Consider the following 15,432-nt stretch of genomic DNA (forward strand, 5'->3'; position numbering starts at 1 on the left):
ATCCCGATCTCGGCTCCAAAACCGTATTCTCATATTCTCTTATCCGGCCGAGCGCCGCGCGCGCTCGAGCAGCCATTGCGCGCCGGCGCCATCGCCGCCGACGTCGAGCAAGGTCGCAAGATGCGTCAACGCTTCATGGTGCGTGGGCCGCAAGTACAGCGCCTTCCGGTAGAAGTCGCCGGCTTCCGCGGCACGCCCGCGTGCATCCGCGATCAACCCGTTCAGGTAGAACGCATCGGCGTGCGGCCCCACCCGCGCCGAAAACTGCGCGAGCACGCGCTCGGCCTCGTCGAACGCTCCTGCGTTCGCGAGCGCCTGTGCCTCCTCGAGCGTCGGCGCAACGTTATCGGCAGCCGGCGCCGCCGTGTCGGCCAGCAGATCGCCGCGCATGCCGGTCCGTATTTCAGTCCGTATTTCAGCCCCGACATCGGCACGCGGCTCGCCCGCTATCGGGCGCTCGGCCGCCGCGAACCCCGCGACCGGTTGCGGCGCGGCACCGACCCACGTCGGCGGCACGACGGCCAGCATCGGACGCGTGGCGGCCGCCGGCGCCACCGAGAAGCACTCCGCGCGCCGGTATGGCGCAACCGCGGGCATCGGTGCCGCATGCCGGGCCGCGTATCCGTCCGCCATGTCACCGCCGCGCGCGCGATGAAACGCAAATGCCAGCGGCACGCGCGCCGAGCGCATCCCGTGCCGCATCGCGACACCCGTCTCGGCCGGGCCGACGAACAAGGTGCCGTCGTCGGCAAGACAGCTTTCGAGCGAACCGATCACGCGATCCTGCACGTCGCGGTCGAAATAGATCAACACGTTGCGGCAGAACACGAAATCGTAGCGGATACCCGTGTCGGCGCCCGGTTCGACCAGGTTGGCCTGGCGAAACTGCACGCATGCGCGCACACGCTCGTCGAGCAGCCAGCCGTCCGCAGCCTGCGTGAAGTACCGGGCGCGAAACTCGGTCGCCGTACCGCGAAACGCATTGCGTCCGTAGCAGCCGAGCCGCGCCTGTTCGATCGCGCGGGCGCTCAGGTCGATCGCGTCGATCGTGAAGCTGGCCGGATCGAGGCCCGCGTCGAGCAGTGCCATCGCCGCCGAATACGGCTCTTCGCCGCTCGAGCAAGGCGCGCTCAGCACGCGGATCACGCGCCCGGGCGTCGCGGCAAGCCGCTCGGCCGCGAGCCGCGCGAGCGTCGCGAATGCCTCGCGGTCGCGGAAGAACCACGTCTCCGGCACGACGAACAGTTCGATCAGCGCGCGCCGCTCGTCGGCCGATGCGTTGAGCTGCTGCCAGTACGCGTCGAGCGCGTCTGCGGTCACAGGCGGCCGCGCCGTCGACGGCAGCCGCTCGCTGTCGCCCTGCAGCGCATGCACGCGCTCGGTCAGCGCGCGGATCAGGAAATCGTTGCCGAGCGAATCGGGGTCGATGCCGGTCTCGCGCAACAGCCAGCCGCGAAATCGCGAATCGGACGCTTTCATGCGGACTCCCCTTCATGGCCCGGCTGGCCGTCGAACAGATACAGGCGTGCAACTTCGTCGATCAGGTCGGCCACCGACACCTGCTGCACGATGCCGTCGGGCGTGTTCGCGACCCGCCCAAGCCAGCGCGTGCGCGCAGTCGATACGCCGCTCGCATGGAACGTCGTGCGGTCGATCCGCAGGGTCTGCGTCGCGTGCTCGACGATCAGGCCGATCGCGCGTCCGCGCCCGGTCGGCGCGGTGCGATAGCGAACCATCACGAGCCGAGTCGAACGCAGCGCGTGCGCGCGCCGCCCGAGCGCCAGCATCGGCACGTCGATCACGGGCACTGGCTGGCCGCTGCGCATCAGCAGCCCGGCGATCCATTCCGGCGCGCCCGGCACGGCCTTGGTGGCCGCGAGCGGCAGCACCTCTTCGATCTCGGCCGCGTCCAGCGCGTAGCGATCGCCGTCGAGCTCGAACATCAGGAACAGCGCGTGCATGCCGCCGTGCGGCTCGGCGCGCGTCACGCGTCGACCTTGAAGCGCGACACGCTGGTGCGCAACTGGTTCGCGACGAGCGTCAGGTCGTCGATCGCCTGCGACGACTGGCGCAGCGATTCGGCCGTCTGCTGCGCGGCTTCGGACAGTTGCGACAGCGCCTGCGTGATCTGCTCGGCGCCGTTCGCCTGCGTCTGCATCCCTTCGTTGACCATCTGGAAGCGCGGCGCGAGCGTCTGCACTTCGGCAATGATCTGCGACAGCTGCCCGCCGACCTGCTGCACGTCGAGCATCCCGCGGCGCACTTCCTCGGAGAACTTGTCCATCCCCATCACGCCCGCCGACACCGCGGACTGGATCTCCTTCACCGTCTGCTCGATGTCGTAGGTCGCCACGGCCGTCTGGTCGGCGAGGCGGCGGATCTCGGTCGCGACAACCGCGAAGCCGCGGCCGTATTCGCCGGCCTTTTCGGCCTCGATCGCCGCGTTCAGCGACAGCAGGTTGGTCTGGTCGGCCACCTTGGTGATGGTTGCGACGACCTGGTTGATGTTCAGCGCCTTTTCGTTGAGGATCGCGAGCTTCGCGTTCACCGAGCCGGCCGCGTCCATCACGCTGCGCATCGTCTCGCCCATCCGCGTGAGCCCGCTCTGGCTCACGCCCGCGAGCGTCGCCGACTGTTCGGCCACGCCGGCCACCTCGTTCATCGTGCGCAGCAGGTCGCGCGACGTCGCGAAGATCTCGCGGGACGTCGCGCCGATCTCGGTGGTCGTCGCCGCGGTTTCATTCGCGGTTGCCTGCTGCTCGCGCGACGTCGCCGCGATTTCGGCGACCGACGTCGTCACCTGCAGCGACGACTGCTGCGCGCGAGCGACGAGTTCGGTCAGTTCGTCGGCCATCCGGTTGAATCCCGTCTCGAGCGTGCCGAATTCGTCGTGCCGGCGCAGGTCCAGACGACGCGTCAGGTTGCCGGTGCGCATCACGTCGTGCACTTCGACAAGCCGCGCCATCGGTACGGTCACCGCGCGAAACAGCCCGTAGCCGAGCCCGAGCGCGGACAGCAACACGATGCCCAGCGCAAGCGCGAGCACGACCTCGGTGTCCTGCACCGACTGGCGGATCACCTTCGCGGAGTTGTCGGCGAACTTGCGGTTTTCCTGCACGAGCGTGTTCGCGTCGCGCACGGTCTCGGCCCAGACGGGCAACGCCTTCGCGTATGCCGCGGCGGCTTCCTCGTGCGACGTGCGGCTCTTCTGGATCGCATCGTTCAGCAGCGGCACGTAGCGGTCGTACGCACCGCGGAACGTCGCGAAACGCTGCCGGTCATCGTCGCGAAACGTCGCGTTCTGGTAGTCGACCGACAGCGATTCGACGTCCTTCAGCGAATCGGCGATCTTCGCGAGATCGTGCTGAACGGCGTCGGGATCGGTATCGACGAACGTCGCCTGCTGCAGCAGCGAGAACGAATCGCTGACCGACGCGCGCAGCGACGCCGCGAGATAGACGCCGGGCAGCGAATCCCGTTCGATGCTGACGGCTTCGCTGTCGATCGCGCGCAGGCGCTCGTAGGACACGCCGGCGGTCACCAGCATCAGCACGAACAGCACGCCGAAGCTGAGCAGGATGCGGTTGCCGAGCGTCAGCCGGGCGGCGCCGAAGGTCGGATGCAGGCTTTCATTGGTCGCACGGGGTGTGACGGTGGCCATGTTCGTTATGGGCTTTCTAAAATCAGCGTTGAAAAAAATTCGCGCCGCCTGCGCGCCGAACGGCGTGCCACGAGCGCATCTGGGCCAGCGGACGATGCGGCGCCGGCAGGCCGCGCCGCGATATTACCGCTCCGCCTGCGCCGGCAGTCGAAGCCCGACCATGAAGCCGCGCGGCGAATTGCGCATCAGGATCTGGCCGCGATGCCGAGCCGCCGTCGCGCGGACGAACGCCAGGCCGAGGCCGAAGCCGCTGCGCGCCGCGCCGTGCGCGGATTCGAGCCGCACGAACGACTCGGTCGCGGCCGTGCGCTGCTCGGGCGCAATGCCGGCGCCGGCGTCCTCGACGCCGATCAGCCACGCACCGCCATCGTCGCTCAGCGTGCAGTGCACGTCGGTGCCGGCCGGGCCGTACTTCAGTCCGTTGTCGATCAGGTTAGCGACCGCACGCGTGAGCATCATGCGGTCGCCCATCGTCACGCACGCGGTATCCGGCACATGGGCGACGACGCGGCTGCCGAATCCGGCCGCCTTTTCCCACAACTGGTCGACGGCGTCGAGCACGATTTCGTTGAGACTCACGACCTCGTGCGCGCGTCGCTCCGACTGCGCGCGGGTCAGGTGAATGAAGCCGTCCGCGAGCGCGAGCGCCCGGCGTGCGTGGCCGGCAATGCGCTCCATGATCGCCGGCATGTTGCCGTGTTCGGCCCGGTAGACCTCGAGCAGCGCGAGGATCGACGTCTGCGGCGAACGCATGTCGTGCGACAGGAAATCCAGCGCCTCGTCGCGCTGTCGCGACATCAGGTACGAATTCGAGTGATAGCGGATCCGCGCGGTCAGCTCCATCGCGTCCGGCAGCTTCACGAGATAGTCGTTCGCACCGGCGATGAACGCCTCGCGCTTGACGATCGGCTCCTCTTTCGCCGACAGCACGATGATCGGCACGCGCGCGGTATCGGCGTCCGCGCGCCACGCGCGAACGAGATCGAGGCCGTCGATTTCCGGCATCACGAGGTCCTGCAGGATCACCGTCGGCTTCACCTCGCGCGCGATTGCCATCGCCCTGTGTGCATCGGTGCACACATGCAGGTCGATATCGTGCTCGCTGCGCAACGCGCGCCGGATTACCTCGCCGACGAACGGCTGATCGTCGACGAGCAGCACCGACAGCCCCGATTCAAGACAATCCGGCGCATTTTCACCGCTCGATTCTTTCATAAATACCGTTTCAAACGCCAAATCTCCAATTGATTCTTTCATAGGAGTTGTTTATCTGACTTGGGCGCCATCTTAATTTGGCGGCTGAGAAATTCACCCGTTGTTGCCGATCTGGCCTGTCGGCATTGCCTCACGGGGATTCGAACGCCGATTTTTCCCCGTCGACGGTCGCATTACCCCCGCGTGCTTTCTCTCAATAAAGATAACCGGCTGATTCTAAATGAAATTAGAACACAGCATCTATCTCCTTCCGGTTTAGTTTTGCCAAATATAGTGAAAGAGCGGGATACAGATAAATCAGATCATTTCCGGATTCGAAAGACGAGAACGTTTGCGCGGGCGGTGCTGCGAGGTTTGCATGCGCAGCAAGGCCGGCACGCCGGCCATATCGGGGCCGGATCCAGATATGCCGAACCGGGGAAATGATGGGGAAATGGCGCCGCGACGGTGGACATGGACGCTAGATGCGGGCGCCAGGTGGCAGCGGCCACGGCGATGGCGGCGATGCGCCAACGCCCCGTCGCCGTGCAGTCGATCGTCAGCCGCGCGCGTGCTGCGCGGATACTTCCTGCAGATCGAGATCGCGCTCGAGCGCGTGCAGCATCTCGTCGTGGATATGGCCCGAACGGTGCAGGCGCAACAGTTCCGTGCGGCCCGCCGCGATCGCGGCCAGCACCACGTCGTAGTGGGCGGCACGGGCGCTGTCCGGAAATGCGGGCTCGTCCTTCAGGCGCTCCGTCAGTTCCGCGCGATAGGTGTACTGCTCCAGCAGGCGCGGGTGAATCACGTTGCCGCTGTCGTCGCGCACGAGCGGCTGGATCGCCGCGAGCTGCGCGGCCTCGATCTGCGCCCATGCCTGCGGCTCGGTCAGGTGATGCGCGGCGCGCTCGTGGCGTTGCGGCAGGCGCAGCAGCCGGATCAGCGGACCTATGGTCGTGCCCTGCAGCAGCACGGTAACGAGGATCACCGCGAACGACGCGACCAGGATCACGTCGCGCCCGGGCAGCGCCTGCGGCAGCGACAGCGCGATCGCGAGCGTCACGACGCCGCGCATGCCGGCCCAGCTCATGATCGTCGCAGCCTTCCAGTCGGGCGCGGCGCCGCGCCGCGCGATCCCGTGCACCGGCCACTTCAGCGCCTCGACCGCGTAAATCCACACGAAGCGCGACACGATCACCGCCGCCAGCACCGCGAGCACGGGCGGCACCATCGTGGCAAGCACCTGCTCGAAACCGCCGAGCCGATACATCGCACCGCGCAGCGACAGCCCGATCAGCACGAACACCATCGCTTCGAGCAGGAACACGATGACCTGCCAGAATGCGGTGCCGCGCGTGCGCACTGCGGCCGAGAACACTTCGTGCTGGTGCCAGCCGACGATCATGCCGGTCGTCACCGTCGCGATCACGCCCGACACCTCCACCATCTCGCCCGCGATGTACGCGATCCAGCCGGCGATCACCGCGACGGTGATCACCAGATAGTCGTCGTCGAGCAGCTTCAGAAACCACACGACGATCTTGCCGACCAGAAAGCCGACCAAGACGCCGCCAAGCCCGAGCTCCGCAAAGCGTACGACCGCGTGCTCGAGACTGAACGCGCCCGTCAGCGCGGCAGCGACCGCGAAGCGGAACAGCACGAGACCGGCCGCGTCGTTCAACAGGCTCTCACCTTCGAGCAGCACCATCAGCCGGCGCGGCAGCGCGACACGTTCGAGCACCGCCTTCGCGGCCACGGCGTCGGGCGGCGACACGATCGCGCCGAGCGCGAAGCACGCGGCCCACGGCAGCGATGGCACGACCCAGTGCACGGCGAAGCCGACCGCGAACGTCGTGAACACCACCGCGCCGATCGCGAGCATCAGGATGCCGCCGACGTTACGCTTGAACTCCTCCCACACCGAGAAATACGCGCCGTCCATCAGCAGCGGCGGCAGAAACACCAGCAGCACGAGATCGGGATCGAGATTGATCGGCGGCAGGCCGGGAATGAACGCGATGCCGATGCCGCCGATCAGCAGCGCGGCCGCGGGCGGCAGCCGCAGCCGCTTGGCGATGCATTCGAGCGCGACGATCGCGAGGAATGACAACAGAACCAGCTTGAATGCCGAGACGGGGGACATGAATCGATCTCGTGAAGAATGAATGCGCACGCCTTCGGGTGTCGTACCCCGACGGCCATTTCGCGCGATTACATCACGATGCGATGCGTGCAGTCGAGCGCGTTCGGCACGCGGTGTCGCCGCGACGGTGCGCAGCAGACGACCGTCGTACCCGGATTCGCATGCCGAAATGAAAAACGGCATGCGGGCCGGCGCGATCGCCCGCGCGCGCCGCCCGTGAACGCGCTAGCGGCGTCGCACGACCATCAGCCGCGGCTCGGTCATGTCCTCGATTGCGTAGCGGATCCCTTCGCGGCCGAGCCCCGAATCCTTCACGCCGCCGTACGGCATGTTGTCGACGCGGAACGACGGCACGTCGTTGATCACCACGCCGCCCACCTCCAGTTCGTCCCACGCGCGCTGCGCATGCGCGAGTGAATCGGTAAACACGCCGGCCTGCAGCCCGAAATCGCTGTCGTTCACGCGTGCGAGCGCATCGTCGAAGCGGTCGAACTTCTCGAGGATCGCGACCGGGCCGAACGCCTCCTTCCGGTACAAGTCCTGCTCGCGGCCGACGTTTTCCAGCAGCGTCGCCTCGAACATCGCGCCGTCGACCTTGCCGCCCGCGACGATCTTCGCGCCTGCCGCGACGGCCGCGTCCATCCAGCCCGACAGCCGGCGCGATTCGGATTCCGAGATCATCGGGCCGACGAACGTCGACGAATCCTTCGGGTCCCCCATCTTCAACGAGCGCGTCTTCGCGATCAGCTTGTCGCGCAGCGCGTCGTACAGGTCCGCATGCACGAGGATCCGCTGCACGCCGATGCAGCTCTGGCCGGACTGGTAATACGCGCCGAACGCGAGACGATCGACCACGTAGTCGAGCTGATCGCGCTGATCCGAGTCGACGATCGCCGCCGCGTTGCCGCCGAGTTCCAGCACGACTTTCTTCTTGCCGGCCTTCTCCTTCAGCGCCCAGCCGACGGCCGGCGAGCCGGTAAACGACAGCAGCTTGAAGCGCTCGTCGGTCGTGAACAGATCGGCGCCGTCGCGATGCGCGGGCAGCACCGAGAACGCGCCCTTCGGCAGGTCGGTTTCCGCGAGCACTTCGCCGATGATCAGCGCCCCGATCGGCGTGCGGCTTGCGGGCTTCAGCACGAACGGGCAGCCGGCGGCCAGCGCCGGCGCGACCTTGTGCGCGGCAAGGTTCAGCGGGAAGTTGAACGGCGAGATGAACGAGCACGGGCCGATCGGCACGCGCCGCGTATAGCCGGTGTAGCCTTGCGCGCGCGCCGAGATCTCGAGGTTGATCACTTCGCCGTCGATGCGCACCGACTCCTCGGACGCGACACGAAACGTGTCGATCAGCCGCGTGACTTCGCCCTTCGAATCGTTGATCGGCTTGCCGGCCTCGATGCACAGCGCTTCGGCCAGCTCATCGAAACGCTCGCGAAAACGCGCGACGCAATGGTCGAGCACCGCCTGCCGCCTGTAGGCCGGCAACTCGCGCATCGGCTTCTCGGCGGCCACCGCCGCGCCGATGGCCGCATCGATCGCCTTCGCGTCGGCCAGCGCGACGCGCGTCGCGACCTTGCCGCTGAACTTGTCGGTCACGTCGAGATCGGTGTTCGCGTAGACCGCCTCGTTGGCCAGATAGTACGGATAGGTATCCTTCAGCATGGAACGCTCCTTCCGGTGAACTGCGGATTCAGAGTTGCGCCGACAGACGCTTGATTTCGCGGTTGAGCACGCGCTCGTTGTCCGAATAGTCGATCGGCACGTCGATCACGTGCACGCCCGGCGTCGCGAAGCAATCGCGCAGCAGCGGCTCGAGATCGTCCGCCGATTCGACGCGATGCCCGTGCGCGCCGTAGCTCTGCGCATACGACACGAAATCGGGGTTCTTCAGCGTCATCGCGAAATCGGGGAAATTCATGTTTTCCTGCTTCCATCGGATCATCCCGAACGCATCGTCGCGCAGGATCATCACGACGATGTCGAGCTTCAGCCGCACGGCCGTTTCGAGTTCCTGCGAATTCATCATGAAGCCGCCGTCGCCGCACACTGCGATCACCTTGCGCTGCGGGTGCACGATCTTCGTCGCGATCGCCGACGGCAGGCCCGCGCCCATCGATGCCAGCGCGTTGTCGAGCAGCAGCGAGTTCGGTTCGTGCGCCCGCCAGTAACGCGCGAACCAGATCTTGTACATCCCGTTGTCGAGACAGACGATCCCGTCGACCGGCAGCGCGTTGTACAGATCGTTGACGATCCGCACCGGATACATCGGGAAGCGCGGGTCGTGCTGCCCCTTTTGCAGGTGCGCGTCGAAATGTTCCTTTATCATCGCGAAGCGTTCGAAATCCCAGTGCGACTGCGGCGTCACCGCCTCCTTCATCTGCCACACCGCGTTCGCGATGTCGCCGATCACCTCGATCTGCGGGAAGTAGACCGGATCGACCTGCGCGCCGAGGAAGTTCACGTGGATCACGGTCTTGTCGTCCGCGCGCATGAAGAACGGCGGCTTCTCGATCACGTCGTGACCGACGTTGATGATGCAGTCCGCATGCTCGATCGCGCGGTGCACGAAGTCGCCGTCGGACAGCGTCGCATTGCCGAGCCACAGCGGGTGCGTTTCGTCGATCACGCCCTTGCCCATCTGCGTCGTGAAGAACGGGATGCCCGTCTTGTCGACGAATTCGAGCAGCATCTTGCAGGTCGTCTTGCGGTTGCCGCCCGCACCGATCATCAACAGCGGATGACGTGCGGCCTGGATCGCGCCGATCGCGTGCGCGACCGCCTTCTCCTCCGCCACCGGCCGCCGGCTGTAGCTGCGCGGGATCGGCTTGCCGTCGCCCTCCTCGTGCGCGATGTCTTCCGGCAACTCGAGGTGCACCGCGCCCGGGCGCTCCTCCTCCGCGCGGCGGAATGCCTCGCGCACCGCCGACGGGATGTTGCCGATCGACACGATCTGACGCGTGAACTTCGTGAGCGGCTGCATCATGTCGACGACGTCGACGATCTGGAAGTGGCCCTGCTTGCTCGACTTGATCGGCTTCTGCCCGGTGATCATCAGCATCGGCATGCCGCCAAGTTGCGCATACGCGGCGGCCGTCACGAAGTTGGTCGCGCCCGGCCCGAGCGTGGCGAGACATACGCCGGTGCGGCCCGTCAGGCGGCCGTAGGTGGCGGCCATGAACCCGGCCGCCTGCTCGTGCCGGGTCAGCACGAGCTTGATCTTCGATCGCCGGAGCGATTCGAGCAGATCGAGGTTTTCCTCGCCGGGAATGCCGAATACATACTCGACGCCTTCGGCTTCCAGCGCCTTCACGAACAAATCCGATGCTTTCATGGGGGACCTCGGTTGATGCCGCCTGCCCGGCTTACGGACGCGCGGCGTTCAGAACGCGCGCCGGCCTACGGCACGCGGACGCCTTACCTACTGGACACAGACCACGGCACGACACGCCGCGCGAAGCAGGGTTGGCAACGCGCGACGGCACCTCCGGGAGACGGAGGGCAAACGGATCCACCCGCGCGACAAACACGCACGGGCGGCAAAGACGTTTTTGATTGTAGACGGATTCGGGACATTCCGACCTCGACCAGGTGGCCGGGTCCGACGGCCGGAAAAGGTCGGCCTGATGGCCATTCCTGCGTCAAACGACGCGCGCGGCCCTACTGTAGCGGCAAGCCCACACCCTCGACTGTGAACTATGGTTGACACGCTGCAAGCCATGCCCTACAGTGCCCCTACATTCAGCATCCGGACCACCGACGTCTTCGATGCGTGGTTCGCCGGCCTGTCCGACCGCGTCGCCCGGCGCCGCATCCAGGCGCGCATCGACCGCCTGTCGATGGGCAATCCAGGCGACTGGAAATCCGCCGGCTCGCCCATCGTCGAAATGCGTATCGACCACGGGCCCGGCTATCGCGTCTACTACGTGCGACGCGCAACGATATGGGTGATCCTGCTCTGCGGCGGCGGCAAGTCGACGCAACAGGCGGATATCCGCGCCGCGCACGCGATGCTCGCGCGGCTCGACCTGGAGTGATCGATGGACAAGATCAAGACCCGGCCGTGGGATTCGGCCGAACACCTGAAAACCGACGACGACATGGCCGAGTACTTCGACGCGTGTCTGCGGGAAGCCGGCGACGACCCGGCCTTCATCGCGCATGCGCTCGGCGTGATCGCCCGTGCTCGCGGCATGTCGCAGGTCGCACGCGATGCGGGCCTGTCGCGCGAAGGGCTGTACAAGGCGCTGTCGCACGACGGTAATCCGAGCTTCGGCACGATCCTGAAGGTCATCAAGGCGCTCGGCCTGCAACTGCACGGCACCAAGGCGCACGCGTGATCCGGCCGCATGCGGCGCCGCACCGCCGGCGCCATGCCCGCGGCCGCATCAATGCAGCCATCCGGCCGCCCAGCGCGGCACCAGCGACACCAGATACAGCCCGAGCCCGATCAGCCCGCCGACCAGCGTGCCGTTGATGCGGATGTACTGCAAATCCTTGCCGATGTTCAGTTCGATCTGCCGCGACATCTCGCGATCATCCCAGTTGCGCACCGTGTCGCGGATGTGACGCATCAGGAAATCGGCGAAATCCGGTGCCATCTCGTGCACGGCTTTCTCGATGTGCTCGTTCAGCGATGCGCGCAGAGCCGGACTTTCCGCGAGCCGCGCACCGAGCCAGCCGCCGAGCGTCGTGGCGCGCCGGTGCAGCGCCGAATCGGGGCGCGCGAGATCGGCCTTCAGCCATGCCCGCAACTGGTCCCACAGATCGCGCACATACTCGTTGAACGCGTCGCCGTCGCGAATGTAGCGCTTGATCTCGTCGCCTTTCGCGATGAATGCGGGATCGTGCTTCAGCCGCTCCGTCAGCCGCACGACAGTGCGGTCGAAGCGCTGCCGCAGTTCGTGCTCCGGATCGTCGGCCACGCCTTCGAGCACACGGCTCACCGCGCTCGCCAGCACGCGTGCGCCGTTCTCGCCGAACCACTGCGTCGGCACGATCTTCTCGATCTTCGGATATTGCGTCTTCAGCCATTCGACGATGAAGCCCGCGATCACCTCGCGGTTCTCCTCCTTGTCGAGCACGTCGACCACCTGTTCGATCGCATCGTCGAGCAGCGCCTGGTGGCGGCCGTCTTTCGTCAGCGTATCGAGGATTGCGCCGGCCGATTGCGACAGATCGATCCGGTCGATCACCGCGCGAAACGCATCGTGGACGAACGACTGGATCCGCGCGTCGTCGGTCATGTCGAGCGCGAAGCTCGTCAGCTTCGTCACGTAGCTGCCGAGCGCGTCGGTGTTCGCCGGCTCGCCGAGCCAGGCACCCAGCTTCCGGGCGGGATCGTGCTGGCGGATCTGCGCGGCGAGCGCATCGGGGCCGAGGAATTTCTCTCGTACGAACACTGCGAGATTGTCGGCGATCTTGTCCTTGTTCTTCGGGATGATTTCGGTGTGGCGCGACACGAACGGGATCGGCACGCGACGGAACAGCGCGACCACGGCGAACCAGTCGGCGAGCGCGCCGACCATCGCGGCCTCGGCCACCGCCTTGAAACCGTCCACCCACGGGCCGCGCGGCAGCAAGATCGTCGTGACGAACACCGCGACGGCGGCGAGCAGCAGCCACAGCGCGCGGCGCTTGCTTCGTTTCAGTTCGAGGGCTTTGTCTGGCGTCATGGGTGACCGGTAAGGCGAACGATGCCGCCAATATGCACCGAGTCGGCGGCGGCCGCCAAATACCCGGCCCGTCCGACGGGATGGCCGCCCGCGCCGCCAACCGACCGGTCGAGCCATTCCGGTTCGACGTTTCCGCACGCAGCCGGTCCGCCTTCACGCTCGCTCCCGTCCCGCCGCAAGCCCGTCCCGACACCTCGAATCGCCCGCTCGGCCGCGCCGGCCGGACTGTCTCTCAATATCGTGTTTACCCGGATAGCACGACGTCGTCGCGTCCGCTCAGACTGTATTCACATTTCGAGACAGCGTCTCTCATATAGAGACATAAATTATGCTCAAGACACTCAGCAGCGCACTGCAACTGATGCAGCACTTCACCGCCCGGCAGGCCGCATGGGGCGTCCGCGAACTCGCGAAGGAAAGCGGCGTGCATCACGCCATCGTCCACCGCGTGCTCGCGACGTTCGCGGCCGAGGGCTATCTCGTGCAGGACGAAGCGGGGCGCTACGCGCTCGGCCTGCGCTGGTTCGAGATGGGCGAGATCGTGCGGCGTTCGCTGTCGCCGTCGCAGATCGTCGAGCCCGCGCTGCACCGGCTCGCGCAGCAAAGCGGTGAAACCGTGTTCCTGTCACTGCTCGACGGCTGCGAAGGACTGTGCCTCGACATCGCGCACGGCGACCAGCAACTGCGCTTCTCGATCGAGGAAGGCCAGCGCTTCGCGCTGCATGCCGGCGCGCACGGCAAGGCGATCCTCGCGTTCCAGCCCGATTCGATGCGCAATGACGTCTTCGCGCGTGCGACGCAGGCCGGCCAGGCGGTCGACCGCGCGGCCATCGAGGCCCAGCTCGACGTGATCCGCGAGAACGGTTGGGCCTACACGCGCGAAGAAGCCGCCGCCGGCGTCGCGGGGCTAGCCGTGCCGCTCACGGCGAAGGGCAGCCGCTCGGTCGCTGGGTCGCTCGCGATCTCGGGGCCGATGCAGCGTCTCGACGAATCGGCCGTGCCGCGCCTGCTCGATGCCCTGAGCGACGCGCGCCGCAAGATCGAAAGCGTGCTCAGCCTGATGCGCTGAGCACCATGGCGGCCGGCGAATCCGGCGCCGCCCCGACACACCACAACAAGCTACCGGCATCAAGAGGAGATACCCATGAACGCCCTGCAAGACGCGCAAGCCGGCGACCCCGCCGCGCCCGCCGCTTCGTCCGGCGCCCCGCGCGTCCGTTTCGTCGAACCCGTGCTGCTGATCGTGTCGGTTCTGCTGTCCGTGCTCGGCGCGATCATCGGCATGCAGTTGATCGTGTCGCTCGGCATTTCGGCAAACACGTCGATCATCGGCGCGCTGATCGCGATCGTGTTCTCGCGCATCCCGCACGAACTCGCGCGGCGCTTCCGCGTGCTCGAACGCCAGAACCTCGTTCAAACGGCGATTTCGTCGGCCACGTTCGGCGCGGCGAACTCGCTGATGATCCCGATCGGCGTGCCGTACGCGATGGGCATGCCCGAACTCGCAACGCCGATGCTGATCGGCGCGCTCGCCGCGATGCTGGTCGACGGCACGATGCTGTACCTGCTGTTCGGCAGCCGGATCTTCCCGGCCACGGGCAGTTGGCCGTCGGGCGTCGCGACTGCCGAAGCGATCTGGGCCGGCGACCGCGGCGGCCGCAAGGCCGCGTTCCTCGGGATCGGCGTCGCGGTCGGCGTGGCCGGCGCGTGGCTCGGCATCCCGATGTCCGCATTCGGTGCCGCGTTCCTCGGCAACCTGGCCGCGCTGACGATGTTCGGCCTCGGCCTGCTGATCCGAGGCTACTCGGTCGCGCTGACGGGCGTCGACATCGCGAAGGCGTATATCCCGCACGGCGTGATGATCGGCGCGGGCATCGTCGCGATGCTGCAGGTGTCGTCCGAGATCCGCCGTGCGCGCCGCGCGCCGGTCGACGAGGCTGGCGCCGGCGACGTGTCGCCGCTGCGCGCGGGCCGCATTCTCGGCCTCGGCTATGTCGTCTACATGCTGATCGCGCTCGTGATCGTCGGCTGCACCGGCGGCTTCTCGGAGATGTCGATCGGCATGCTGATCGTGTTCGTGCTGTATGCGGCGTTCGCCGCGTACATCCACGAGTTGATCGTAGGCATCGCCGCAATGCACTCGGGCTGGTTCCCGGCGTTCGCGGTCGCGCTGATCACGCTGACGATCGGCATCCTGATCGGCTTCCCGGCGCCCGCGCTCGCGGTACTGGTCGGCTTCTCGGCCGCGACGGGCCCGGCGTTCGCGGACATGGGCTACGACCTGAAGACCGGTTTCCTCCTGCGCGGCTCGGGCCAGGACCAGGCGCTTGAAATGGCCGGCCGCCGCCAGCAGTTCCTCGCGGCCACGCTCGGCTTCGTCGTCGCCGGCGTCGTGGTCGTGCTGTTCCACCACGGCTTCTTCAGCCGCGACATGCTGCCGCCCGTCGATCGCGTCTATGCGGCGTCGATCGAGGCCGGCTCGTCGTGGGACATCGCACGCGACCTCGCGCTCTGGGCCGTGCCCGGTGCGTTGCTGCAATGGCTCGGCGGCGCGAAGCGCCAGCTCGGCGTGCTGCTGTCGACCGGCATGCTGCTCACCTCGCCGCTCGCGGGCTTCGCCGTGCTGATCGGTCTCGCGATCCGCTTCATCGTGCTGCGCACGCGCGGCGAACGCGACATCGCCGAGATGAGTGCGTTTGCGGGCGGCGTGATCGCCGGCGATGCGCTCTTCAGCTTCACGCGCTCGCTCATCAAGCTCAGGTAAT

General features: G+C 66.8%; 12 protein-coding genes. 4 read left to right on the top strand and 8 right to left on the bottom strand.

Annotated features, from left to right (window positions below; all coding sequences use genetic code 11):
• Positions 1-39: 39 nt before the first annotated feature.
• The 7 genes from DIE13_RS07455 to DIE13_RS07490 form a co-directional block, all read right to left on the bottom strand.
• Complete coding sequence (locus DIE13_RS07455) at positions 40-1,479, bottom strand: protein-glutamate O-methyltransferase CheR (protein WP_124826533.1); 1,440 nt, start codon at positions 1,477-1,479, stop codon at positions 40-42.
• Complete coding sequence (locus DIE13_RS07460; RefSeq protein WP_124826534.1) at positions 1,476-1,988, bottom strand: chemotaxis protein CheW; 513 nt, start codon at positions 1,986-1,988, stop codon at positions 1,476-1,478. Before DIE13_RS07460 ends, DIE13_RS07455 begins: the two co-directional genes overlap by 4 nt.
• A complete protein-coding gene (locus tag DIE13_RS07465) occupies positions 1,985-3,661 on the bottom strand; it encodes a methyl-accepting chemotaxis protein (protein WP_124826535.1) in 1,677 nt (558 codons plus the stop codon). The genes DIE13_RS07460 and DIE13_RS07465 overlap by 4 nt, the downstream gene beginning before the upstream one ends.
• 123 nt (positions 3,662-3,784) lie before the next feature.
• Positions 3,785-4,918, bottom strand: a complete 1,134-nt coding sequence (locus DIE13_RS07475) for a hybrid sensor histidine kinase/response regulator (protein ID WP_124826536.1) — start codon at positions 4,916-4,918, stop codon at positions 3,785-3,787.
• Positions 4,919-5,414: 496 nt separating this feature from the next.
• Positions 5,415-6,998: a Na+/H+ antiporter gene (locus tag DIE13_RS07480; RefSeq protein WP_124826537.1), complete on the bottom strand. Its 1,584-nt coding sequence runs from the start codon at positions 6,996-6,998 to the stop codon at positions 5,415-5,417.
• Positions 6,999-7,223: 225 nt separating this feature from the next.
• The gene (locus DIE13_RS07485) at positions 7,224-8,657 is read right to left on the bottom strand and encodes an aldehyde dehydrogenase family protein (RefSeq protein WP_124826538.1); all 1,434 of its coding nucleotides are present in this window, start codon (positions 8,655-8,657) and stop codon (positions 7,224-7,226) included.
• Between the two features lie 28 nt (positions 8,658-8,685).
• Positions 8,686-10,326 carry an acetolactate synthase large subunit gene (locus DIE13_RS07490; RefSeq protein WP_124826539.1) on the bottom strand — a complete coding sequence of 547 codons (1,641 nt, stop codon included), beginning with the start codon at positions 10,324-10,326 and terminating at the stop codon, positions 8,686-8,688.
• Between the two features lie 385 nt (positions 10,327-10,711).
• Here DIE13_RS07490 and DIE13_RS07500 point away from each other — a divergent pair, with 385 nt between their 5' ends.
• Together DIE13_RS07500 and DIE13_RS07505 are read left to right on the top strand one after the other, a co-directional pair.
• Positions 10,712-11,029, top strand: a complete 318-nt coding sequence (locus DIE13_RS07500; protein ID WP_124826598.1) for a type II toxin-antitoxin system RelE/ParE family toxin — start codon at positions 10,712-10,714, stop codon at positions 11,027-11,029.
• Positions 11,030-11,032: 3 nt separating this feature from the next.
• Positions 11,033-11,332, top strand: coding sequence for an addiction module antidote protein (locus DIE13_RS07505; RefSeq protein WP_096505596.1), 300 nt, complete (start codon positions 11,033-11,035; stop codon positions 11,330-11,332).
• A gap of 48 nt (positions 11,333-11,380) precedes the next feature.
• On the opposite strand, the gene DIE13_RS07510 is transcribed toward DIE13_RS07505, so the two are convergent.
• Complete coding sequence (locus DIE13_RS07510; RefSeq protein ID WP_124826541.1) at positions 11,381-12,667, bottom strand: DUF445 domain-containing protein; 1,287 nt, start codon at positions 12,665-12,667, stop codon at positions 11,381-11,383.
• A gap of 328 nt (positions 12,668-12,995) precedes the next feature.
• On the opposite strand from DIE13_RS07510, the gene DIE13_RS07515 reads away from it, so the two are divergent.
• Positions 12,996-13,736, top strand: a complete 741-nt coding sequence (locus DIE13_RS07515; protein ID WP_124826542.1) for an IclR family transcriptional regulator — start codon at positions 12,996-12,998, stop codon at positions 13,734-13,736.
• Between the two features lie 75 nt (positions 13,737-13,811).
• On the top strand, positions 13,812-15,431 hold the full coding sequence (locus DIE13_RS07520; RefSeq protein WP_124826543.1) for an OPT/YSL family transporter: 1,620 nt from the start codon (positions 13,812-13,814) through the stop codon (positions 15,429-15,431).
• Position 15,432 lies beyond the last annotated feature (1 nt).

Source organism: Burkholderia sp. Bp9016, assembly GCF_003857765.1.
Classification (GTDB): Bacteria; Pseudomonadota; Gammaproteobacteria; order Burkholderiales; family Burkholderiaceae; genus Burkholderia.

What these genes read in the sequence shown, in the direction of transcription:
- DIE13_RS07455 (WP_124826533.1), bottom strand. Translation starts at nt 1,479, where the DNA reads ATGAAAGCGTCCGATTCGCGATTTCGCGGCTGGCTGTTGCGCGAGACC.
- DIE13_RS07465 (WP_124826535.1), bottom strand. Translation starts at nt 3,661, where the DNA reads ATGGCCACCGTCACACCCCGTGCGACCAATGAAAGCCTGCATCCGACC.
- DIE13_RS07475 (WP_124826536.1), bottom strand. Translation starts at nt 4,918, where the DNA reads ATGAAAGAATCAATTGGAGATTTGGCGTTTGAAACGGTATTTATGAAA.
- DIE13_RS07480 (WP_124826537.1), bottom strand. Translation starts at nt 6,998, where the DNA reads ATGTCCCCCGTCTCGGCATTCAAGCTGGTTCTGTTGTCATTCCTCGCG.
- DIE13_RS07485 (WP_124826538.1), bottom strand. Translation starts at nt 8,657, where the DNA reads ATGCTGAAGGATACCTATCCGTACTATCTGGCCAACGAGGCGGTCTAC.
- DIE13_RS07490 (WP_124826539.1), bottom strand. Translation starts at nt 10,326, where the DNA reads ATGAAAGCATCGGATTTGTTCGTGAAGGCGCTGGAAGCCGAAGGCGTC.
- DIE13_RS07500 (WP_124826598.1), top strand. Translation starts at nt 10,712, where the DNA reads ATGCCCTACAGTGCCCCTACATTCAGCATCCGGACCACCGACGTCTTC.
- DIE13_RS07505 (WP_096505596.1), top strand. Translation starts at nt 11,033, where the DNA reads ATGGACAAGATCAAGACCCGGCCGTGGGATTCGGCCGAACACCTGAAA.
- DIE13_RS07510 (WP_124826541.1), bottom strand. Translation starts at nt 12,667, where the DNA reads ATGACGCCAGACAAAGCCCTCGAACTGAAACGAAGCAAGCGCCGCGCG.
- DIE13_RS07515 (WP_124826542.1), top strand. Translation starts at nt 12,996, where the DNA reads ATGCTCAAGACACTCAGCAGCGCACTGCAACTGATGCAGCACTTCACC.
- DIE13_RS07520 (WP_124826543.1), top strand. Translation starts at nt 13,812, where the DNA reads ATGAACGCCCTGCAAGACGCGCAAGCCGGCGACCCCGCCGCGCCCGCC.